Genomic DNA, 21,567 nt, shown 5'->3' with positions numbered 1-21,567 from the left:
CGATTGATCAGGAGCCGGTCCGTTATGACCGCCACAGCTACACGTTCTCCGGTCGCCGCGGCTGCCGCCTCTGCTGCCGGTCTGCGCAGCCACCAGGCGGCGTCCGTCGCCGCGGTGGATGCCCTGCAGCGCTCCGCCCGGCTGCGTCGCCCCCGCCGCGGTGAGCCCACCCCGGAAATTCCGAGTGGCCGCAGCTGGGTCACCATCGGCTTCATGGCGACGATCCACGTTCTGGCCCTGGTGGCCCTGTTGCCTCGCTTCTGGAGCGTGCCCGCCGTGGCCTCGCTGGTGGTTCTCTATTGGGTCACCGCCTGCCTGGGCGTGACGATCGGCTACCACCGGCTGCTCAGCCATCGGGCCTTCCGCGTGCCCCAGTGGCTGGAGCGCTTCTTCGCCACCTGTGGCGCCCTCAGCTGCCAGCACGGCCCGATCGACTGGGCGGGTCTGCACCGTCACCATCACAAGTTTTCCGATACGGATGCGGATCATCACAACAGCCACCGTGGCTTCTGGTGGAGCCACATGGGCTGGATGTTCAAGGAGATCCCGGCCATGGGAGCCGTGCCTCGGCTCACGGGTGATCTCGCCGCTGATCCCTACTACCGCTGGCTGAACAACTGGTTCCTGGCCCTGCAGCTCCCCCTGGGCGGCCTGCTGTTCTGGATCGGCACCGTCACCGGTGCCGGCGGCTGGGCCCTGGTGCTCTGGGGCATCCCCCTGCGCCTGGTGCTCGTCTATCACGCCACCTGGCTGGTCAATTCCGCCACCCATTGCTGGGGTCGCGTCAGCCATGCCAGCGGCGATGCCTCCCGCAACAACCCCTGGGTGGCGGCGCTCACCTTCGGCGAGGGCTGGCACAACAACCACCATGCCTTCCCCCATTCGGCCCGCCAGGGTCTGGAGCCCGGTCAGATCGATCTCACATGGGAGCACATCCGCCTGATGCGGGCCCTGGGCCTGGCCACCAAGGTGCGGCTGCCCAAGGCGGCCCTCGGCGGCCCCACCCTGGCGGATGCCCAGGAGCGGGGTGCGGTCGGTAGCGTAGGTTGAGCAATCGGTTTTCGTCAGAGCGTCGGTTTCGAATCCATGGCCAAGCGCGTACAAGTCGTACTGAACGAGGACGTCCTCAGCCTGGGCAAGGACGGCGATCTCGTGGATGTGGCCCCCGGCTACGCCCGTAACTTCCTCCTTCCCACCGGCAAGGCCATCCCCGTGACCCCCGCGGTGATGCGTCAGGTGGAGGCCCGCCGGGCCAAGGAGGCCGAGCGCCAGGCCGCCCTCAAGGCCGAGGCGGAAGCCTTCCGCACCGCCCTGGCCACGATCGGCCGCTTCACGATCAAGAAGCAGGCCGGCAACGACGATGTGATCTTCGGCACGGTGACCAACGGCGATGTGGCCGAGGCCATCGAAGCCGCCACCAAGAAAGAGGTGGACCGCCGCCACATCCTGGTGCCCGAGATCCATCGCACCGGCTCCTACAAGGTGCAGGTGAAGCTCCACCACGACGTCACCGCCGAGCTCAATCTCGAAGTGGTCAGCTACTGATCGCTGCGGCGACCATGGCTGCCGCCAACGTCACGCCGTCGGGGCCTTCGGGCCTTGACGGCGTTGTGGTGTGGGCCGTCTACGGTGCTGTTGTCACACCCTCCCATTGCCGCCGATGGTGAGCGCGCCTCCGATTCCCAGCGATGCGGCCGATCCTGGCCCGCGCCGCCGCGCACGGGCCGCCGCAGAGGCGAGCTTCGAGGCGCTGCCCGATTCGGTGCCACCCCAGAACCTGGAGGCCGAGGAAGCCGTTCTGGGCGGCATTTTGCTCGATCCCGATGCGATCGGCCGGATCGCCGACGTGGTGCAGCCGGAGGCGTTCTACCTGGGTGCCCATCGCGAGATCTACCGCACCGCCCTGATGCTGCACAGCCAGGGCAAGCCCACCGACCTCACCGCCATGGCGGCCTGGCTGGCGGACACAGGCCACCTGGAGAAGGTGGGCGGCACCGGACGGCTGGTGGAGCTGGTGGAGCGCACCCTCTCCACCGCCTCGATCGACCAGGTGGCACGCCTGGTGATGGACAAGTACCTGCGCCGCCAGCTGATCAAGTCGGGAAATGAGGTGATCCGGCTCGGCTTCGAACAGAGCAAGCCGATGGAGCAGGTGCTCGATGAGGCTGAGCAGAAGATCTTCGCGATCAGCCAGCAGAAACCCAGCGCCGGCCTCACCCCCACCGCCGAGATCCTCACCAGCACCTTCAACGAGATCGAGAGCCGCTCCCTGGGCACGGCCGTGGCCGGTATCCCGGTCAACTTCTACGACCTCGACGCCATGACCCAGGGGCTGCAGCGCAGTGACCTGATCATCGTGGCCGGCCGCCCCGCCATGGGCAAGACCGCCATCACCCTGAATCTGGCCAAGAACGTGGCCCAGCTCCACAACTTGCCGGTGTGCGTGTTCTCGCTGGAGATGAGCAAGGAGCAGCTCACCTACCGGCTGCTGGCCATGGAGGTGGGCATCGAGAGCGGTCGTCTGCGCACCGGCCGCCTGCAGCAGGAGGAGTGGCCGCTCTTGGGGCAGGGCATCAACACCCTGGGCCAGATGCCGATCTTCATCGACGACAAGCCCAATGCCGGCGTGCTCGAGATGCGTTCCCTCTGCCGCCGTTTGATGGCCGAGAGCGGCAAGGAGCTGGGTCTTGTGGTGATCGACTACCTCCAGCTGATGGAGGGATCGGGTTCCGATAACCGTGTCCAGGAACTCTCCCGTATCACCCGCGGCCTCAAGCAGATGGCCCGCGAGCTCAACGTGCCGGTGGTGGCCCTCTCCCAGCTCAGCCGTGGGGTGGAGTCTCGCACCAACAAGCGGCCGATGCTCAGCGATCTGCGGGAATCGGGCTCGATCGAGCAGGACGCCGACCTGGTGCTGATGATCTACCGCGACGAGTACTACAACCCCGATACGCCCGATCGTGGCATCACCGAAGTGATTGTGACCAAGCACCGCAACGGGCCGGTGGGAACGGTGAAGCTGCTGTTCGAGCCGCAGTTCACCCGCTTCCGCAATCTGGCGGCCTGATTCAGTTGCATGTGCTGGTGCGTCTGCTGGTGTGCCGCTGCGAATCAGGTCGCCAGATTCACCCTGGTCTGAGATGTTGACGCGCCTTGGAGCGAGGTCGTCATCGAGCCATGTCGCGGGGCAATCAAGCGGCCCTGAAAAGGCCGGATTCGACTCGTCAAGATTTTCCCGAATTCTATGTAATGATTCTGGTCACCTGCGTCACAGGAGCTGTAGTCAAGGCTTGAGCTGAATCTGAGAGGCTAGGAGCGGCGCTTGCCGGAAAGCCAACAGCCCACAGACAAGGAGTATTCGGATTGACTGGTATCGTGGTAAGCTGCCAAAGAGTAAATTATATGAAAGCAAAGGGGTGCCAAGCGACAGATCAGAGATTGAAGACTGTTTTGAATTTATCAAGACAAAACAGGACCAAGGGTATGACCTGATTTTCTTCCCGAATCCAGGAAACTCTGGAGACGCAGTCATTGCATGCGCAACAATACAGCAACTTGAGAAGCGCAGGATTCGATGCACGCTTGCAAGGAGCGGTATGCAGCATAAGCCGAGTAATTACTATATTTATGGTGGCGGCGGTAATCTCGTTCCTTTCTATGCCGATGCCGCCAAGGTGCTGGCAAGCTTGTCAAGGCAAAAGGCGGGTTTGTGTGTGCTCCCTCATAGCTGCTTTGGTGTCGACAGCGTCCTTCAGCTCTATGAAGGGGATCTTACGATATTTGCCAGAGAGGCCACGACGCAACACTATTTACGGAGCCTAGATGCTCGGCATCTTACGATCAAGATAGACCATGATATTGGTTTATCCTTGGACATGGAAGACCCTCGTCTTGCAATGCCGAGAACTTTTAACGCCTTGTATGGCAATGCAGGCAGAAGGCAGTCACTTTGTATTCTGCGAAATGATTGCGAATCCGTAGCCAATCCCTTGCTTGCAGGCAAAAATAGCATAGACATATCAAACCTTTGGCCTAAGGGATTCCCCAGCAGGGGCTTTGGAGTGACGTATCTTGATGCTCCCTTGGTATTTAATTGCGTGTCGTGGTTTCTCTCGCTGCTGGCGCCCGCTGCAGTGATCCATACGGATAGATTGCATGTCGGCATCGCAGCAGCACTGCTTGGCAAAGAGGTTTATTTGTACGATAACTGCTACAAGAAGATTAGCGCCGTGTATGAATTCTCATTGAAAAATAGGCCCGGCTTGAATATTAGACTAGGTTGAGATCTTTCAGGATTTTCGGTAATGCTGGGATGGTCACTTCAGGCGGAGCTCCCTTCGGAAACGATCGATCTGGCTCTGGATAGCCTGTGTTTCGTCTTGGCGTTCCTGACATCATAAGGATGAATGATTTGACTGAGATCTTGTCGCTACCTGCTTGCTGATCACTTTTTGCAGTGTCTCCAGCCAGGTACCTGCAATCTCATGTTTCGTTGCAAAAGTGTAAATACTGACTAGTTCATTTAGTTTTGCCACGTTCATCAGCTTATCTCCAAGCCTCATGATCTGCTCATCTGTAATATCCTTCTCAAAAGCCGAGGGCAGGGGCTTGCCGGCTGCGCGAAAGTTCAGGATGGTCCGAATACACTTTTCGCACACGCAACAGTTCGCGCCTGTCTGCGGCCCTTCCCAGCAGACTCGCAGATTATTGACACACTCCAAAGTCTCTGAGATGTGCATTACTTTCTCGGTTCTTGAAAAAGCATGTCCTTCAGCCATGATGGAGAAGATATCACTGGAAAGCATGTGATCAGATATGGGATTAGAGCCCCAAGGCAGAGTCAGTGCGTCGTATCTCGCGTCACTGCTGAGTATGCCTATGGAATGACTGCCATTGAATTGATGTAATACACCAGCGAAAGCGGCTGCAAAGTTCTGCTCCCAGTCGGGCAGCGCCAGCCTTGCGTTGGTCTTGACGCAGACGAGAGGAATATTTGTTGCCGCAAGAATCTTGCGGCAACTTTTGGCGGCTTGGTCAAAAGCTGCCTGAGCCTCAAGACGAATGTCAAATCCATGAACGAGAACGGCAGCATCAATGTTTACGTGATATTTTCCAGGGGATCGATTAACGTGCTTGAAGAGGCTGAAACAGCTATCCACCCCTCCTGAGAAGAGAAGAACTGCTGACTGGCCAGTGTCAACCACTACTTTCTTTTCAATGTGGTCTGCATTGATATCCACGCATTGATATAGATTGGGAAACCATGAGCAAAAAACATGTTGAAACTCTTCGAGATTACGCATTAGGGATTGGCTTGCGCTTCCATGAACATAAATGTCTCTGCCGGTCTTCATGGATGCAAAAAGAATGGCCACTATTGCAAAGTCTAAATTTGCAGTCGACTTAGAATGGCCGAAAAATTCGTAGTAGATGGAATCCCTTGAGATGGATCTGTTGTTATCGAAGCACTCGATTGTGAGATCTCTTCTCAGCACATTGCCGGATGATCTTTCGTCAAGAAATAGGTGAACACTTTTTGACATGGGCCAGCTTGATTTGTCGGGATTCTATCTTGAGATTGGCATCAGTGTGATTGGCTGAAATCCAATGACTTGAATCTGCTGTGCCGATAGGCAGCTACGCAAGCACTATGGAAACTGCTGCGAAACTAGCTATGTGCAATATGCTGCCATGCCAGTCGGTTGATGATCTTCTGCTGTCACCACAGAGAGCTTATGGCCACATTGTATTACTATTGGCCGTGAATAGAAGAGTGTCCTCAGTGACTGCTCCAACGTTGAGAGGTCATCTTGTGTGCTTGCGCCGTTGCGGAGGCCACGACATCACTATCATTGACAGTGCTGGAAAATTTGCAGTCGAAGCTTACGACCGGATCACAGGCCGTGTAAGTTATCGCCTCTTCGTAAATTAAAAAGTCGGCAACGCACCGAGTTGGCCGATACAACTTCTTTAGATCAAGACAAGTAGAGTCGCGCAGAAAGCGATTGGCCAATCGTCGAGCAATCTTCTTCTTGATTAGATAGCCATAGGTCCCCCAGAATTCGTGCTCCCAACGGATGAAAGGGATGTCATGGTCAGCCAGCTCAAGCAGGCGTGTTAGGAAGCTTGGGTTATTTGTTCCAAGCTGAATGATCTCCCAGTCCGCGGGAAGTTGCTTGAGGAAAGCAGCCGAATTGAAGTCATCACGAAGAATGGCGTCATCTTCAAGCACAAGAAAGACTTGGTTGTTTGGACCGCTTTCGTTGGCAAGAAGTTTAAACAGCATCAAATGACTGGACAGACACGCGAGTTGAGCTGGGCGATTATATACAGGCATGTCAGTGCTAACTTGTGGCAGTGTCTCAGGCGTGATTGCTTTGAAGAAAAAGCAGTCAAGCCCCGCCTGCGCAAGTCTTGCATTGATGATCTCTTGGCGCTGAGAATTTCCTTCAATCGAAATGCACCAAGCATGCTGTAATCCTAGCCTCTGCCATGGAGAGACAGGCTTGCCTTTGGGAGTATTTCTTTCGCCGTCAGCCCGATTGGCACCGGCAATGGCTTGCTCGTAGCGCGATAATATAGATCTCAGGTGTCTTATCACATTGGCTTGCAGTGCAGCGCCAACGGGTCGGAGCTGATCGGTATCGCCAGCGGCTTTGAGCGTTCGAAAATCAGGCCGATGATTATTGTGAGAGATGCAAAGAATCGTGTGATCTGGATCTAGCAGTACCAGTGGTAGCGTGAAGTCCTTCAGGAAACTTTTTTCCTCGCCGGAGGTGACACTGTCGGAGCAGCGCGTTTGCAGCAATAGTTCCCGCTTGAAGGCCCAGGTGGCCGCCGTAGCCTGGTTGTTGCCAAACGGGCCAGCCAGCCACAGCTCTCGCTCCGGCAGGAACAGCACTGGCAGCTGATTGCAGCCCGCCATCAAGCCATCGCCTCCGCTGAGCCGTTGCACCGCATGGGCCACCCGGCCGGTCGGGTAATAATCAGTATCGTTCATCACCACGATGATCTCGCCGCTGCAGAATCCATGGCTGAGATTGCGCACCTGGCCCAACGGCAGCCTCTGCTTCAGGCGCTCATAGCGAATCGTGAGACCCTGGTGGGGATCCGGCTGAAAAGCTTGTGTGCTGTCGTCGCTGTTGTCTACGATCACCCATTCCAGCAGTTCGTGAGGATAGGTCTGTGTCAAGATCTGCTGCTGCAAGAGCGGCAGCAGTCCGGCAGGACCATGCGTGACCGTGCAGAGACTCACGCGTGGAAGCTGCACTGGATGCTGCGAGGCAGAGTGATTCACCTGTCACTTTGGTAGACGACGTGATTCGTGGCTGGTTGCCATCGATAGGGGATTAGCGCATGTATTGGAGGGTTGGAGATTGACAATCGTCGATAATGTGTTCTGGTCTTGGACAGAAAAACAATGGCGTACATATGCTCCTGCTTTCTGCCAGGCTGACTAGTCTCTCGGCACGGGCTCGCGCCCGCGACGAGCCTGTGCAACTGGAGAAAGACCTCAGCGACACCAGGCTCGGTGCCTGCAGCCGCGAGCGCGGCCTGCGTCCTTGGACGGTGATCGATGCAGGCGTCACACAGCCAAGCAGGCAGCCCCACGCGAGCGAACCAGCCAGCCGTTGAAGAGCGACTCAGACCGAAACGGTGATCCCGGCCTGATTCTGCTGCTCAGACTGTTGTTCAGCCAGCACCTCAGCCAGACCCTCAAGATCCGCATCGGTGATCTTGGTCTGCATCGGGCAATGCTTGGGTCCACACATCGAGCAGAACTCGGCCTGCTTGTAGATATCGGCCGGCAGGGTTTCGTCGTGGTACTCGCGGGCCCGTTCCGGATCCAGCGAAAGATCGAACTGCCTGTTCCAGTCGAAGGCGTAGCGGGCCCGGCTGAGTTCGTCGTCGCGGTCGCGGGCACCGGGGCGATGGCGGGCGATATCGGCGGCGTGGGCGGCGATCTTGTAGGCGATCAGGCCATTGCGCACGTCTTCCGGGTTGGGCAGACCCAGGTGCTCCTTGGGCGTCACGTAGCAGAGCATGGCCGTGCCATACCAGCCGGCCATGGCCGCGCCGATGGCGCTGGTGATGTGGTCGTAACCAGGGGCGATATCGGTCACCAAGGGACCGAGCACGTAAAAGGGTGCCTCGGAACAGTCCTCCATCTGCTTGCGGACGTTGAACTCGATCTGGTCCATGGGCACATGGCCCGGACCCTCCACCATGACCTGGATGTCGTGGGCCCAGGCGCGGCGGGTGAGTTCTCCGAGGGTCTTGAGTTCGGCCAGCTGGGCCTCATCGGAGGCATCGTGCAGGCAGCCGGGCCGCAGGGAATCACCGAGCGAGAAGCTGCAGTCGTAGCGTTTGAAGATCTCGCAGATGTCGTCGAAGCGGGTGAACAGCGGATTCTGCTTGTGGTGGTAAAGCATCCACTGGGCCAGGATGCCACCGCCGCGGCTCACGATGCCGGTGAGGCGTCCCTTCACCTTAGGCAGATGCTCAATCAGCAGACCGGCGTGGATGGTCTGATAGTCAACCCCCTGCTGGCAGTGCTTTTCAATGATGTGGAGGAAATCATCTTCCGAGAGTTTCTCGATTGAGCCGTGCACACTCTCGAGAGCCTGATAGACGGGCACCGTGCCGATCGGCACCGGCGAAGCCTGGATGATCGCCGTGCGCACCTCATCCAGGTTGACGCCACCGGTGGAGAGATCCATCACGGTATCGGCGCCATACTTCACCGCCAGCTCGAGCTTCTTCAGCTCTTCGCTCACATCACTGGCATTGGGGGAAGCACCGATGTTGGCGTTCACCTTGCACTTGCTGGCGATGCCGATCGCCATCGGCTCCAGATTCTCGTGGTTGATGTTGGCGGGGATGATCATGCGACCCCGCGCCACCTCCTCCATCACCAGTGATTCGGGCAGGTTTTCCCGCTGGGCCACAAAGGCCATTTCCTCGGTAACCACACCCTGACGGGCGTAGTGCATCTGGCTCACATTGGCGTGACCACGACGCTTCTCAATCCAGGCGCTGCGCATGAGGGGGCGGGCAAAGGTGGACAACATCCCAGCGGACCGATGCAGAACAACGGACACGGACGGATTGGGGCGCAGCTGGAGTTCGTTCTCACTTTCCTGCGCCGGCATGACCCGGATCAGGTTCGGAGGGTGTGATCTCAGCCCTGGGCAGACAGCCGGGAAGGCGTTTGCCGGGCACCCCTAGTGACTTTGGAAACCTAGCAAGGCTGAAACGAAGAGGAGGCTGATCAGCTGCCCTGCAGACCGTTGAGAGCCGCCGCGACGACGCGATGGTCGGGGTCCTGCTGCAGTTCCACCAGCAGACGACGGGCCACGTCGCTGGACGGTGCCGCTGCGGAGGCCGGTGCCAGGGACGATGGCAGACCCGGCTTCTGTACCAGCCGTCCGAGGATCTCGGCACCCCCCACCCGCACGGTGCCGTCGCCATCGGCGATCGCCAGCTGGGCAAGATCGAGCAGCCAGGCATCCGGCATCTCCGGATGTTCGGCCAGGGCCGAGAGGATGCTGCAGCGCACCAGCCACTGGTGATCCACCACAAAAGCCTGGCGCACCAGAGGCCAGGCCTCAACATGGCCATAGCTCACCAGGGAATTGGCGGCTTCGGCGCGCACGTTGGCGTCCTCATCGTGCTGAAGGGCCTGCACCAGGGCCTGGCGGGCGGCATCGCTGCGTTTGACCCCCAGGCCGGCGCAACTGAGCGAGCGGATCATGAAGGTGGTCTGTTCCAGACCCAGCAGCAGCAGGGGAATGGCCTGCTCCGCCGGCACCTGCCTCAGTCCCGCCAGTGCGGGCATGGCCCGGCTGGGATCGCCGGAGGCGATTGCCTGGCGCAGGGCATCAAGATCGATCGACTCAGCCATTGTCCTGTCTTAGGTCACCCAGGAGCTGGGCGCGACGTCGGCGGCGGCCCACCAGGCTGGAGGCCTGCAGCCCCACCCCGATCAACAGGGCCGGAATCGCCTGCATCCGGTCTGCCCCCTGGCGCAGCAGCAGCGCCACCAGGGCCAGCAGGATCAGCAGAAGCGACGACAGCGCCAGCAACGGGCGGACTGTTCGAGCCGGCGAGCCGGCGGGAGGAAGCGTCATGCCAACGGGCCGGCACTGGCCTGGCGCTCCATCCAGCGCAGCAGGCTGAGGGTGAGCACCTTCACCCCGACCGCCAGGGCTGCTTCATCCGGCGCGAAGGTGTTGCTGTGCAGGGGCGTGCAACCCGTGGCACCGGCCACCCCGAGGCGGAACATGGTGCCGCGGGTGCCCTGCTGCAGCTCGGCAAAATCCTCCGCCCCCAGCGAGGGCTGCTCCAGCCAGCGCACCTGATCGCGTCCCAGCAGTTCGGTGGCGGCCTCCGCCACCAGCTCGGTGAGTTCCGGATCGTTGTGCACCGGCGGTGAGATGCAGCGGTAGCGCACCCGGGCTTCGCCGCCATGGCCCCGGCAGAGGGCCTGGACCGTGTCCTCGATCCAGCCAGGCAGCTGGGCATGGAGCTCCAGATCCAGGCAGCGCACGGTGCCGAGCAGACGCACGTGATCGGCGATCACGTTGAAGGCCTTGCCCCCCTCGATCCGGCCGAAGCTCACCACCACGGGATGGAGTGCATCGAGCCGCCGGCTGATCGCCTCCTGCAGACCACTCACCACCCGCGCCGCGATCCAGATGGCATCGGTGGACTGGTGCGGGCGGGCGCCATGACCTCCTTCGCCGAGCACCTCCACCTCCAGCTCGCCGGCTGCGGCGGTGAGGCTGCCGCAGCGCACCCCGATCGAACCCACCGCCAGGCTGGGGAACACGTGCACCCCGAACAGGGCCTGTACCCCCTCCATGGCGCCATCGGCCCGCATCCAGGCTGCACCCTGGGCCGTCTCTTCGGCGGGCTGGAACAGCAGCCGCACCCGCGCCGTCAACAGCCCGGCAAGGGGAGCCAGCACGTGCGCCACCCCCAGTCCCACGGCGGTGTGCAGATCGTGACCGCAGGCATGCATCAGCCCCTGGCGGGTGGAGGCGTAGTCGAGGCCGGTGCGCTCCTCCACCGGCAGGGCATCCATGTCGACCCGCAGGGCCACCAGATGCACGTCCGGCCCCTCAGGCCCCAGTTCGGCCAGCACGCCGGTGCGGCCCACCCCCTCACGTACCCGCCAGCCCCAGCGACGCAGCTCGCCGGCCACCAGGGCAGCGGTCTGCTGCTCATGGCCGCTGAGCTCGGGATGGCGGTGGATGTGGCGGCGCAGCTGAATCAGCTCCGGCAAGACCTCGGCCAGGCTGGCCTCGAGGCCGAGACGCTGCCAGTCGGCCAGCGGATGGGCACCGCAACCGGGCGCCGCGGCTCGGGGGGTGTCGGATCCGGTGGCGAGGGGCAGGGGCATCGAGGGGGTTGTCAGGAGGCCAGAGCCAGGAACTGGGCCAGAGCCTGCACGGGCACGGGTGGCCAGCGCCGTATCCGCAACAGCCATTCTTCCTGGCGATAGCGCGGATCGAGACCGGAGGCCGCCGCCCAGTTGCTCTCGGCTTCCCCCTGAGCCCCCTGCCGCCAGAGCAGGGCGGTGAGACCGGCGCGGGCATCGGCGAACAGGGGGTAACGGCGGATCAGCTGGCGGAACTGGCGTTCGGCGGCCTCGAGATCCCCCAGCTGGAAAGCGGCCAGGGCAGCACTGGAGCGAGCCATGGCGAAACCGGGACGGGCCAGGTCAGCCGAGTCATAGCAGCGTCGCGCCTCGGTCCAGTCGCCCTGGGAGCCGCGCACGTTGCCGAGGTTGTAGAGCGCCGAGGCGTCAGCGGGATCCCGCTCCAGGATCCAGGTGTAGTCGGCGGCGGCGGCCTGCCAGCGCTGCAGTGCCTCCTCGGCCGTTCCCCGGTTGAGGTGGGGATCGGGGTTGAGCGGATCGAGCGCCATGGCGCGGCCCTGGTCTTCGATGGCGCCCTCGGGGTCGCCCAGGGCCAGCCGCACATTGCCGCGGTTGCTCCAGGCCGCGGCCTGGCTGGGGTCCTGTTCCACCACACCATCCCAGAGAATCAGGGCTTCGCTGAAGCGGCCGTCGCGGCTGGCGGCCAGGGCCTGCTCGAACTGCTCGGGCAGGCTCACGCCAGGCCTGGCTGAAATCGGAGCGGCAGCGAGGGCCGGCAGAGGCAGCAGCAGGATCAGGGCCAGCGCCACCGCCAGGATCAGCAGAGCCGCGGCCAGATGACGCCCAGCCCCGCCCGGGGTCGCCGGTGACGGCATGGTGGAGTCGGTGGTGTCGGTGGTGTGGGTGGCCACAGTGGCGTCAGTCATCGCGGCCCCTCCGCGCCGAGCTGGGCCGCGCCAGGGCCAGAGCCGGCCGCGGCGAGATGGGCACGGCCCGCCTCGGTCACCACCCGACCCCGTGGGGTCCGCTGCAGAAAACCCAGCTGCAGCAGGTAGGGCTCCACCACCGCTTCCAGGGTGGTGGGGTCTTCACCGAGGCCCGCCGCCAGGGTGTCGAGCCCCACCGGCCCGCCTCCATACCCCTCCAGCAGCAGGCCGAGCAGGCGCCGGTCGCTGGCATCGAGACCGCGCCCATCGACCCGATGCAGCCGCAGAGCCTGATCCACCAGGGTCGCGTCGATGCGGCCATGACCCGCCACCTCCGCCACGTCGCGCACACGGCGCAGCAGCCGGTTGGCGATGCGGGGCGTGCCCCTGCAGCGACGCGCCACCTCGAGCGCGGCTTCCGGCTCCAGCGCGATCGCCAGCAGCCCCGCCGCCCGCTGCACGATCGCCTGCAGATCGGGCAGGTCGTAGAACTCGAGCCGCTGGATCAGGCCGAAACGGTCCCGCAGGGGTGAACTCAGGGCGCCGGCCCTGGTGGTGGCCCCCACCAGGGTGAACGGCGCCACCGGCAGGCTGCGGGTGCGGGCCGTGGCGCCCTTGCCCACGGTGAGATCCAGGCGGAAGTCTTCCATCGCCGGGTAGAGGATTTCCTCCGCCACCCGGTTGAGCCGGTGGATTTCGTCGATGAACAGCAGATCGTGGGGCTGAAGGTTGACCAGCAGCCCCACGATGTCGCGCGGGCGCTCCAGGGCAGGGGCGCTGGTGATCCGGCAGCGCACGCCCAGTTCCTCGGCCAGCACCAGGGCCATGGTGGTCTTGCCCAGGCCTGGCGGGCCATGCAGCAGCACGTGATCGAGGGCCTCCTGGCGGCTGCGGGTGGCCTCCACCGCGATGCCGAGCACCTGCTTGAGTTCGTGCTGGCCGATGTAATCGGCCAGGCGTTTCGGCCGCAGCCCGTCTTCCCGCAGCACTGGAGCGGTCTGTTCACCCGTGTCGGGGGCGGCTGGATCGACCAGCCGGGCGGCGACACTGCCCCGGCGGGGAGCCGCACCTGCGCCGGAGGAGACGATCGCCATGGTTGGAGGGTACCGGCCGCTGCCTAGGGTCGGGGGGTAGGCGATACCCAACGGACAGGCGGCAGGGAGATGGCGAAGGGCGGAGGAAAGAAAGCCGCCAAGGCACGGCGCGATGCCGCCAACAGGCTGCTGGCCGACAACCGCTTTGCCCGGCATCAGTACGAGATCCTCGAAACCCTCGAATGCGGCATCGAGCTGCTGGGCACCGAGGTGAAATCGGTGCGGGCGGGCCAGGCGAATCTGCGCGATGGCTTCTGCCTGATCCGCAGCGGCGAGATCCAGCTGCACAACGTCCACATCTCGCCCCATAGCCACGCCGGCCGCTACTTCAACCACGAACCGTTGCGGGTGCGGCGGCTGCTGGCCCACCGGCGCGAAATCGACAAGCTGCGCAGTGCCCTCGACCAGAAGGGCCTCACCCTGATCCCTCTTAATTTGCATCTGAAGGGCTCATGGATCAAGGTGACCCTCGGCCTCGGCAAGGGCCGCAAGCTGCACGACAAGCGCCACGAAGAGAAGAGCAAGCAGGAGGCCAAAGAGGCCCGGGCGGCCATCGCCCGCCTCTGATCAGCACCAGCCCCTGGGCTCAGGGGGTATCGGTGGGCGGCGGTGGTGGCTGGATCGGGGCTGTGGATGGAACCGTGGGACGGATGGGGGCCGCAGAGCCGGGTGTCGGGGATGGGGTGGAGTTCTGCTCCTGAGGCGCGCCAGGGATGCGTGTCTCGGGTGGCTCGGCCTCGGGAACGGCGTTCTGGGGCTCTGGTTCCGGCTCCTGGGGGGGTGGCGGATCAGCTCGCAGCGACAGGGTGATCTGGGCCGGCGCCAGCCCCTCGTTCGTGACCAGCAACTGCACGGGCGAGCGGGCCTGCGCCGGCAGACTCACCACGCGCAAAGGACCACTGGCCTCGAGCACACTGCCATCGGCGGCGAATACGGTCATCTGCATCAGGGGTGAGCCGTTCACGCCCAGCACCAGGCGGTGGTTGGCGGGGAGCTGGATCGGAAACAGACGGGCACCACCGGCGTCCACATCGGCCGAGAGGGCCTGAACGTCCTGGGATCGGGTCTTGATCGGCTCGATCCGCATGCCGGCCAGGCCCTGCTCCGCAGCGGCGTACCAGAGCTGGCGGAAGGGCTCCGGCGGAATCTCGGTGCCGATGCGACCGGGCAGCAGGTTCTGGGCGCTGCCGGAGACGAGCTGGCGCAGCACGGCGGAACTGAGGCCCTGCCCCACCAGAGCCTGCTGCCGCTGCTCCCAGTCGGCCTGGCTGTAGGTGCCGAGGCGGCGACGCACCGCCAGTGGCAACTGCTCTACCCGTGCCAGCCATTCTTCGGCCAGTTCGTTCCACACCTTGCGCAGCGGCGCGTCTTCGCTGGAATCGCTGGGCAGCCGTCCGCGCCGCTCCGGGAACTGGGCCAGCAGGCTGGCATCCACGAGCCGCAGGAACCAGGGCCGATCCACCTGCATGGCCCGCAACCGATTGAGCAGCTGCTGACGTTGGTCCACCTCCTCGGGGGGCAGGCTCTCGCCGGCGGCCAGACTCGCCTCCGGGATCCTGGGGGCGGCCGTGCGGCCGCGGCTCAGCCACCACCAACCGCCGGCCGTGCCCACGATGGCCGAGAACACCAGGGCCAGCACCACCGGCCAGACGCCGTTCTCGGCCTCCTCCTCCTTGGCCTCCTGGCGGCTGCGCCGCGGGGCCGCCGCCCCCATGGCGGGCAGCGGCTGGCTCTCGGCCAGGCCGACAAGGGGCAGTTCCGGCGCGACGGGGCCAGGCAGCGGTGACGGTGCAGGCGCCACCAGCACCAGCGTGCGATCCGCGCGGGGCACCGGGCCGGTGCTGTCCGGCATGGGGAGAGCCTGCAGTGCTGCCAGAGCCTGGGCGGCACTGGCGAACCGGCTGGCCGGATCCCGCTGCAGCAGTCGCTCCAGCTGGAGGCGCAGCTCTGGTTCGGCGTCGAGGGTCGCCGGCCAGCGCCAGACCAGGCTGACCGGATCGAGCAGGGAGGCCGGCGGCTCGCCGCTCAGCAGCACCAGGGCCGTGACGCCGAGGGCATGCAGATCCATCCAGGGCTGAGCTGCGCCGCCCTGGGCCAGCTCCGGGGGCGCATAGCCCGCTGTGGCCACGACGCCGCCGCCCACCAGGCCGAAATCCAGCAGCACCGGCTGGCCATCCCGATCGCGGCGCAGCAGATTGGCCGGACAGAGATCGCCGTGGACCAGCTCCTGGCTGTGCAGGGCCACCAGCACCGGCAGCAGCTGGCGAAGCAGCAGCAGCAGCTCCCCCCCGCCGAACACAAGCTGGCGCTCGGCGCGGGCCTCGAGCAGCTCCTGGTAGGTGCGCCCGTCCTGCCACTCCCGCACCAGCCAGAGGTCATCGCCCGCGGTGATCGCGCCACCGAAACGCGGCACCTGCGGATGGAGCACCGTCTGCAGCTGGCTCCAGCGGCGCCGAGCACCCTCCTGATCCGCCGCAGGACCCAGCTGGCGCAGGGCCATCAAGGCCCCGCCAGCCAGCTGGTCACTGGCCCGCCATAACCGCCCCTGAACCGGGGCGGCGTCATCGCTGGGGGCACTGAGGCACTGCTCCAGCTGGTAGCGCTCGCCGATCAGATGGCCAACCTCCGGCGGAGCAGGCGCCTCGGCGGGGCTGGGATCGGAAGGGGTCGCCATCAGGACGGGGATTGAGCGCCGTCGCGGTCGGGCTGATGCAGACCGCGGCTCTCCAGCCAAGCGCGGTCGTAGAGCCGCGAACGGTAGCGGTCACCGCTATCGCACAGCACGGTCACGATGCGATGGCCAGGCCCGAGGCGGCGGGCCGTTTCCACGGCCGCGGCCACGTTGATGCCCACCGAGCCGCCCAGAAACAGACCCTCCTGCCAGAGCAGCTGGTAGATCGTGTCGAGGGCAGCCTGATCGTCGATGCGCACGGCGTCATCGATCGGCGCCCCTTCCAGGTTGGCGGTGACGCGGCTGTTGCCGATGCCCTCGGTGATCGAGCGGCCCTCGGCCTGCAGTGCGCCGGTCCTGGCCCAGCTGTAGAGGGCGCTGCCGTGGGGATCGGCCAGCACGCAGCGCACCGCCGGATTCTTCTCCTTGAGATACAGGGCCACGCCGGCGTAGGTGCCCCCCGTGCCGGTGGCGGCCACCCAGGCATCCACCCGACCTTCGGTCTGCTCCCAGATTTCCGGAGCGGTGCTGTTGTAGTGGGCGCGGCGATTGGCCAGATTGTCGAACTGGTTGGCCCAGACGGCTCCGGGGGTTTCGGCGGCGATGCGGCCCGAGAGTCTCACGTAGTTGTTCGGGTCGCGGTAGGGCACCGCCGGCACGGTGCGCACTTCGGCGCCGAGGCTGCGCAGCAGGCCGATCTTCTCGGCCGACTGGGTGTCCGGAATCACGATCAGGGCCCTGTAACCGCGGGCATTGCAGAGGTGGGTCAGACCGATGCCGGTGTTGCCCGCCGTGCCCTCCACCACTGTGCCGCCGGGCTGCAACAGCCCCTGCTCCTCCGCTTCCAGCAGGATGCCGAGGGCGGCCCGATCCTTGACGGAGCCGCCGGGGTTCATGAACTCGGCCTTGCCGAGGATGTCGCAACCGGTGAGGGCGCTCAGGGCCGCCAGGCGGATCAGGGGGGTGTGGCCGACTGCGCCGACAAACCCCTCAGTCGTACCGCCCATCGCGCTGGCCTTCTCGAACAACGTTGCTGTGGGCGGATCGTAGGCAACTCCCTAGGGTCAGCCCAGAGGGCACGGCAGTGATGGTTCCCCGGACGGGCACGGCGAGTGGACGGCCATCGCTGGTGACCCTGCGGCAGCGGCTGCGGCAGGTGCGCCAGATCAGCGAGCGCCTGATCGCTCCGCTGGAACCGGAAGACCTCTGCCTGCAGGGCATGGCCGACGCCAGTCCGCCCAAGTGGCACCTGGGCCACACCACCTGGTTCTTCGAGGAATTCCTGCTGCGGCCGGAACAGACCAGCGGCGCAGCGGCCCCGGAGCTGTGGCGTTATCTGTTCAACAGCTACTACGACGCCGTGGGAGCGCGCCATCCGCGGCCGCAGCGGGGTCTGCTCAGCCGACCACCGATCGACGCGGTGCTGGCCTGGCGGCAGCAGGTGGATCAGGCCCTCGAGCTCCTGCTCGACCGAATGGAGGTCTGGCCCGAGGAACGGGCGCGCCCCACGTTGGCGCTGCTCGAACTGGGGTTGCAACACGAGCAGCAGCATCAGGAGCTGCTGCTGATGGACCTGCTCGACGGGTTCAGCCGCAATCCCCTGGAGCCGGCCTACCGCGGCACTGGTGGCCGTGACCGGCCCAAGACAGCCGCTGCACTGATCAGCGATGGCCTCGACAACAGCGCGGTGGCCGTGCCTGCCTGGCACGACGACCCCGAAGGCCGCTTCCGCGCCCTGGCGCACGCGCACGACGGCCCTGGCCACGAAGGCGCCGCTGCAGACGGCGGCAGTGGGCTGGCTGGGTGGCTGAGCTTCGCTGAGGGCCTGGTGGCGATCGGCCACCTGCCGGGCAGCGGCGGCCCCGAGAGTTCGCCCGGCGGGTTCGCCTTCGATAACGAGGGCCCCCGTCACCGCGTCTGGTTGGAGGGCTTCCAGATCGCCGAGCGGCTTGTGACCAACGCCGAGATGGCCGCCTTCATCGCCGCTGGGGGTTACGACCAGCCCGAGTGGTGGATGAGCGAAGGCTGGGCGGTGGCCCGCGACCGCGGCTGGCGGGCTCCCCGCTACTGGCGCGGCGACGACGAATTCACCCTGGCGGGCCGGCAGCCGCGGGATCCCCAGGCCCCGGTGCGGCACCTCAGCTGGTTTGAGGCCGATGCCTACGCCCGCTGGGCCGGGGCGCGGCTGCCCAGCGAAGCCGAGTGGGAAGTAGCGGCCGCCAGCGGCCGCCTGCCCCAGGCTTTCGGCCTGCTCTGGCAGTGGACCGCCAGTCCCTACCGGCCGTACCCGGGCTTCCAGCCCGCGGCCGGCGCCGTGGGCGAATACAACGGCAAATTCATGAGCTCCCAGATGGTGTTGCGCGGCAGCGGTTTCCTGACGCCACCGGATCACCAGCGGCTCACCTACCGGAACTTCTATCCGCCCGCCAGTCGCTGGATGGCGGCCGGACTGCGGCTGGCCCGCGATGGCGCCATGCGGGCCGGGGAGGCGGCATGAGGGCCCACCTCGAGCAGCGTCAGCCGGACTGCAGCCGCCGCTTCATCGACCTCCATCCGCAGCCGGCCGACATGGCCCGCCTGGTGCGCCAGGGCATGGCCCGCAAGCCGCGGCAGCTGCCCGCCTGGCTGCTCTACGACGCCGAGGGTTCGCGGCTGTTCGAGGCGATCGGCGCCCAGCCGGAATACAGCCTTACCCGCACCGAGACAGCCCTTCTGGAAGACATGGCGCCGCAGCTGGCGGCGGCCCTGGGCGCCGGCGTGCTGGTGGAATTCGGCGCCGGTAACGCCCGCAAGGTGGGTCCGTTGCTGAACGCCCTGCGGCCGGCCGCCTACGTGGCCCTCGACATCAGCGCCGACCACCTGGCCGACGCCTGCGACGCCCTGCAACGGCGCCATCCGCCCGTGCCGGTGCTGGGCATCTGCTGCGACTACAGCCAGCTGGAGCAGCTGCCCGCCCATCCCCTGCTGGAAGGTCAGCCGTTGCTGGGCTTCTACCCGGGCAGCTCCCTGGGCAACTTCGATCCGGAGGAGGCCCGCGCCCTGCTGCGCCAGTTCGCCCGGCTGCTGGGCCCGAGCGGTCGCCTGCTGATCGGCATCGATCAGCCCAAGGCACCGCAGCGGCTGGAGGCCGCCTACGACGACGCGGCGGGGGTCTCGGCCGCCTTCGCCTTCAACTTGCTGGCCCGGCTCAATCGGGATCTGCAGGGCAGCTTCGACCCCACCCAGTTCCGGTACCAGGCCCGCTGGCAGCCGCAGCACAGCCGCATCGCCATGGCGCTGGTGAGCCGGCGGGAGCAGATGGTGCAGCTGGCCGGATCCAGCTGGCCGTTCGCTGCCGGGGAGCCGCTGATCACCGAATACAGCCACAAGTACACGCCTGAGGCGTTCGCGGCGCTGGCGGCCGACGCCGGCTGGCGGGGCACCCGCCGTTGGAGCGATCCGGCCAACGACCTGTCCCTGCACCTGCTGGTGCAGGCAGACTCGGAACCAGCGACAACGGTGGGGCGATGAGCCTCCAGGAGCAGCCATGAGCCGGGACGAACAACGGGCGGCGATGCGCCAGGTGCGCGAAGGGCTGATCGAAGAACTGGAGGGGCTCTACCACCAGGCCTTCGATCGGATCGGCCGCGTCGAGCTGGGGGAGGGGGCCGTGGCGCGGCTCACCCAGCTGCTGCTCCGCTCCCGGGAAGCGGCGATCACGCCGCTGCAGGAGGAAATCGAGGCGCCCTTGATCACCCGCGCCCCCGGGGAGTCACCCCCGGCCGCCGCTGACGAACCCACCGAGGCCTGAGACCAGACGCATGGCTAGCAGCTGGTTCGAAGAGCTGGAGGCACGGCTGGAGCAGCAGCTGGAGGCTTTCCTGCAGGCCAACCCCGAGCAGGACGCCCTGCTGGCCGAGCAGGAGGCCCGCGATCGCCAGCTTGAGCTGCAGAAGCGGCGGCGCAGCCTGCAGGCTCAGGCTGAGCAGCGGCGCCAGGAGCTGCTGCGGCTGGCCGGTGAGATTCGCCAGTGGCAGGAGCGGATCACGTGGGCCCGCGCTGCCGGCGCCACCGAGCTGGCCGATCAGGCCGCCGCCCGCTGCGAGGCCTTGATGGAGCAGGGGCGCCGCGCCTGGCAGGAGCTGGCGGACCTGGGCCAGAGCTTTGCCGCCACCGAGGCCGCCCTCGAGGAGCTGACCGCGCGCGCGCGCCAGAGCCGCCCAAGCCAACAGCCCCGCCAGCAGACCACCGGCAGTCCCGCGGCGGGCGCGCCAGTGGAGCCGGCCCAAGCCGCAGCGCCAACGTCCGGCGGCGACAACCTGGAGGCCGCCTGGGCCGCCTTCGAGACCCGGCAGGAGCTGGAGGCCCTCAGGCGCCGCCAGAGCCATACCACCTGAGGAGGCGCACGGCCTGATGGGATTTCTGCTGAGCAAGCTGCTGCCGCTGGGGCTCTACCCCCTCGGCCTGGCCCTGGTGCTGCAACTGGTCGGCCTGGTCGGCCGGCGGCGGCGCTGGGGACCGTGGCTGTCGGGCGGTGGGGTGCTGCTGCTCTGGATCGCGGCGATGCCGTACACCAGCCGTCAGCTGGTCTGGGGGCTGGAGGAACCGGCGGCGGCCCTCACCCCTGCCGTGATCCCCCGCGCCGATGCGGTGGTGGTGCTGGGCAGCGGCCTCAGACCCGCCCTGGCGCCGCGGCGCCAGGTGGAGGTCAACGAGGCGGGCGACCGGCTGCTCACCGGCCTGCGGTTGCTTCGGCAGGGCAAGGCACCGGTGCTGCTCACCAGCGGCGCCAAGGTGCACTTCGCCAGCGGCGACCCTGCCCCCGCCGAGGCGGAGGTCGCCCGCCAGCTGGCGATCGATCTGGGGGCTCCGCCCGCGGCGATCCTCACCAACCCGGGCTCGCGCACCACCGCCGAAGAGGCCCGCGACATCGGCCAGCTGGGCCGCCAGCGGGGCTGGACACGCATCCTGCTGGTGACCAGTGCCACCCACATGCCGCGCTCGCTGGCCACCTTCCGGCGCCGCAGCGGCCTGGAGGTGATTCCGGTGGCCTGCGATTTCCAGCTGACCAGCCGCAGCAACTACGGCGGCCCAACGGCCGCCAGCGTGGTGCTGGATCTGGCTCCCGATGCCGGGGCGCTGCTGTTGACCAGCCAGAGCCTCAAGGAACACCTGGGACTGCTGGTCTACCGGCTCAAGGGCTGGAGCTGAACCGGCCCGGGCTCACTTCTTGGGAGCAGGGGGCACCAGGCTGACGCCCTCGGGCGGCGGGGTGGGGTCGGGATCGGCGATCAACATGTGCTGCAGCACGATCTCAGGACGTTCGCTGTCGCGCCAGCGGATCCGATAGGCCGGCATCTTGGTGCCACGGCTGGTGGTCTGCTCCACCGGCTCCATCACCCATCCCCGGCGCGAACGACCCTGGGGGTTGCGCTTCACGACCGCATCTGCGTGCTGGAAGCGGAAACCGACGCGCTCGCCACTCATGGAATCGCTGCCCCCGTTGGGGGAGAT

21 protein-coding genes and 1 riboswitch are annotated in these 21,567 nt (G+C 65.5%); of the genes, 10 read left to right on the top strand and 11 right to left on the bottom strand.

Annotated elements, in window-relative coordinates; all coding sequences use genetic code 11:
- Positions 1-24: 24 nt before the first annotated feature.
- The 4 genes from H8F26_RS04000 to H8F26_RS03985 all read left to right on the top strand — a co-directional run bounded on the left by H8F26_RS04000 (position 25) and on the right by H8F26_RS03985 (position 4,283).
- A complete protein-coding gene (locus H8F26_RS04000) occupies positions 25-1,050 on the top strand; it encodes a fatty acid desaturase (protein ID WP_197157654.1) in 1,026 nt (341 codons plus the stop codon).
- Positions 1,051-1,086: 36 nt separating this feature from the next.
- Positions 1,087-1,545, top strand: a complete 459-nt coding sequence (rplI, locus tag H8F26_RS03995) for a 50S ribosomal protein L9 (protein WP_197157652.1) — start codon at positions 1,087-1,089, stop codon at positions 1,543-1,545.
- Between the two features lie 115 nt (positions 1,546-1,660).
- A complete protein-coding gene (gene dnaB, locus H8F26_RS03990) occupies positions 1,661-3,067 on the top strand; it encodes a replicative DNA helicase (RefSeq protein ID WP_197157650.1) in 1,407 nt (468 codons plus the stop codon).
- A gap of 349 nt (positions 3,068-3,416) precedes the next feature.
- Positions 3,417-4,283, top strand: coding sequence for a polysaccharide pyruvyl transferase family protein (locus tag H8F26_RS03985; protein ID WP_197157648.1), 867 nt, complete (start codon positions 3,417-3,419; stop codon positions 4,281-4,283).
- A 111-nt stretch (positions 4,284-4,394) separates the two neighbouring features.
- Here H8F26_RS03985 and H8F26_RS03980 read toward each other — a convergent pair whose 3' ends face one another.
- From H8F26_RS03980 to ruvB, 8 genes are all read right to left on the bottom strand, one after another.
- Entirely contained in the window at positions 4,395-5,543 is a 1,149-nt protein-coding gene (locus tag H8F26_RS03980) for a hypothetical protein (protein WP_197157646.1), read from the bottom strand.
- A gap of 236 nt (positions 5,544-5,779) precedes the next feature.
- Positions 5,780-7,255 carry a glycosyltransferase family 25 protein gene (locus H8F26_RS03975; RefSeq protein ID WP_231605451.1) on the bottom strand — a complete coding sequence of 492 codons (1,476 nt, stop codon included), beginning with the start codon at positions 7,253-7,255 and terminating at the stop codon, positions 5,780-5,782.
- Positions 7,256-7,643: 388 nt separating this feature from the next.
- Entirely contained in the window at positions 7,644-9,044 is a 1,401-nt protein-coding gene (gene thiC, locus H8F26_RS03970) for a phosphomethylpyrimidine synthase ThiC (RefSeq protein ID WP_197158963.1), read from the bottom strand.
- A 76-nt stretch (positions 9,045-9,120) separates the two neighbouring features.
- Positions 9,121-9,236: riboswitch (TPP riboswitch) on the bottom strand.
- Between the two features lie 35 nt (positions 9,237-9,271).
- Positions 9,272-9,904, bottom strand: a complete 633-nt coding sequence (locus tag H8F26_RS03965; RefSeq protein WP_197157642.1) for a HEAT repeat domain-containing protein — start codon at positions 9,902-9,904, stop codon at positions 9,272-9,274.
- The gene (locus H8F26_RS03960; protein ID WP_197157640.1) at positions 9,897-10,130 is read right to left on the bottom strand and encodes a DUF3188 domain-containing protein; all 234 of its coding nucleotides are present in this window, start codon (positions 10,128-10,130) and stop codon (positions 9,897-9,899) included. Before H8F26_RS03960 ends, H8F26_RS03965 begins: the two co-directional genes overlap by 8 nt.
- Positions 10,127-11,404: an amidohydrolase gene (locus H8F26_RS03955; RefSeq protein ID WP_197157638.1), complete on the bottom strand. Its 1,278-nt coding sequence runs from the start codon at positions 11,402-11,404 to the stop codon at positions 10,127-10,129. Before H8F26_RS03955 ends, H8F26_RS03960 begins: the two co-directional genes overlap by 4 nt.
- Positions 11,405-11,415: 11 nt before the next feature.
- Entirely contained in the window at positions 11,416-12,258 is an 843-nt protein-coding gene (locus H8F26_RS03950; RefSeq protein ID WP_197158962.1) for a tetratricopeptide repeat protein, read from the bottom strand.
- Positions 12,259-12,305: 47 nt separating this feature from the next.
- On the bottom strand, positions 12,306-13,403 hold the full coding sequence (ruvB, locus tag H8F26_RS03945; RefSeq protein ID WP_197157636.1) for a Holliday junction branch migration DNA helicase RuvB: 1,098 nt from the start codon (positions 13,401-13,403) through the stop codon (positions 12,306-12,308).
- Between the two features lie 69 nt (positions 13,404-13,472).
- Here ruvB and smpB point away from each other — a divergent pair, with 69 nt between their 5' ends.
- Positions 13,473-13,970 carry an SsrA-binding protein SmpB gene (smpB, locus tag H8F26_RS03940; RefSeq protein ID WP_197157634.1) on the top strand — a complete coding sequence of 166 codons (498 nt, stop codon included), beginning with the start codon at positions 13,473-13,475 and terminating at the stop codon, positions 13,968-13,970.
- Between the two features lie 19 nt (positions 13,971-13,989).
- Here smpB and H8F26_RS03935 read toward each other — a convergent pair whose 3' ends face one another.
- A complete protein-coding gene (locus H8F26_RS03935; RefSeq protein WP_197157632.1) occupies positions 13,990-16,077 on the bottom strand; it encodes a phosphotransferase in 2,088 nt (695 codons plus the stop codon).
- Entirely contained in the window at positions 16,077-17,081 is a 1,005-nt protein-coding gene (locus tag H8F26_RS03930; protein WP_197157630.1) for a cysteine synthase A, read from the bottom strand. Before H8F26_RS03930 ends, H8F26_RS03935 begins: the two co-directional genes overlap by 1 nt.
- 80 nt (positions 17,082-17,161) lie before the next feature.
- On the opposite strand from H8F26_RS03930, the gene H8F26_RS03925 reads away from it, so the two are divergent.
- From H8F26_RS03925 to H8F26_RS03905, 5 genes are read left to right on the top strand one after another with little or no spacing between them, the layout of a single operon-like run.
- Entirely contained in the window at positions 17,162-18,571 is a 1,410-nt protein-coding gene (locus H8F26_RS03925; RefSeq protein ID WP_197157628.1) for an ergothioneine biosynthesis protein EgtB, read from the top strand.
- The gene (egtD, locus tag H8F26_RS03920; RefSeq protein WP_197157626.1) at positions 18,568-19,584 is read left to right on the top strand and encodes an L-histidine N(alpha)-methyltransferase; all 1,017 of its coding nucleotides are present in this window, start codon (positions 18,568-18,570) and stop codon (positions 19,582-19,584) included. Before H8F26_RS03925 ends, egtD begins: the two co-directional genes overlap by 4 nt.
- A 16-nt stretch (positions 19,585-19,600) precedes the next feature.
- Entirely contained in the window at positions 19,601-19,864 is a 264-nt protein-coding gene (locus H8F26_RS03915) for a hercynine metabolism small protein (protein WP_197157624.1), read from the top strand.
- Positions 19,865-19,874: 10 nt separating this feature from the next.
- A complete protein-coding gene (locus H8F26_RS03910) occupies positions 19,875-20,450 on the top strand; it encodes a hercynine metabolism protein (RefSeq protein WP_197157622.1) in 576 nt (191 codons plus the stop codon).
- A 16-nt stretch (positions 20,451-20,466) separates the two neighbouring features.
- Positions 20,467-21,264, top strand: coding sequence for a YdcF family protein (locus H8F26_RS03905; RefSeq protein WP_197157620.1), 798 nt, complete (start codon positions 20,467-20,469; stop codon positions 21,262-21,264).
- A 12-nt stretch (positions 21,265-21,276) separates the two neighbouring features.
- Here the strand turns inward: H8F26_RS03905 and H8F26_RS03900 are convergent, their stop codons facing one another.
- The gene (locus H8F26_RS03900) at positions 21,277-21,540 is read right to left on the bottom strand and encodes a hypothetical protein (RefSeq protein WP_035832975.1); all 264 of its coding nucleotides are present in this window, start codon (positions 21,538-21,540) and stop codon (positions 21,277-21,279) included.
- Between the last annotated feature and the right edge of the window lie 27 nt (positions 21,541-21,567).

The sequence above is a fragment of the Synechococcus sp. CBW1006 genome, assembly GCF_015840525.1.
In the GTDB taxonomy this organism is placed as follows: Bacteria; Cyanobacteriota; Cyanobacteriia; order PCC-6307; family Cyanobiaceae; genus CBW1002.
Note: the sequence above shows the minus strand (reverse complement) of the source record. Positions and strands in the feature narration are given on the sequence as shown.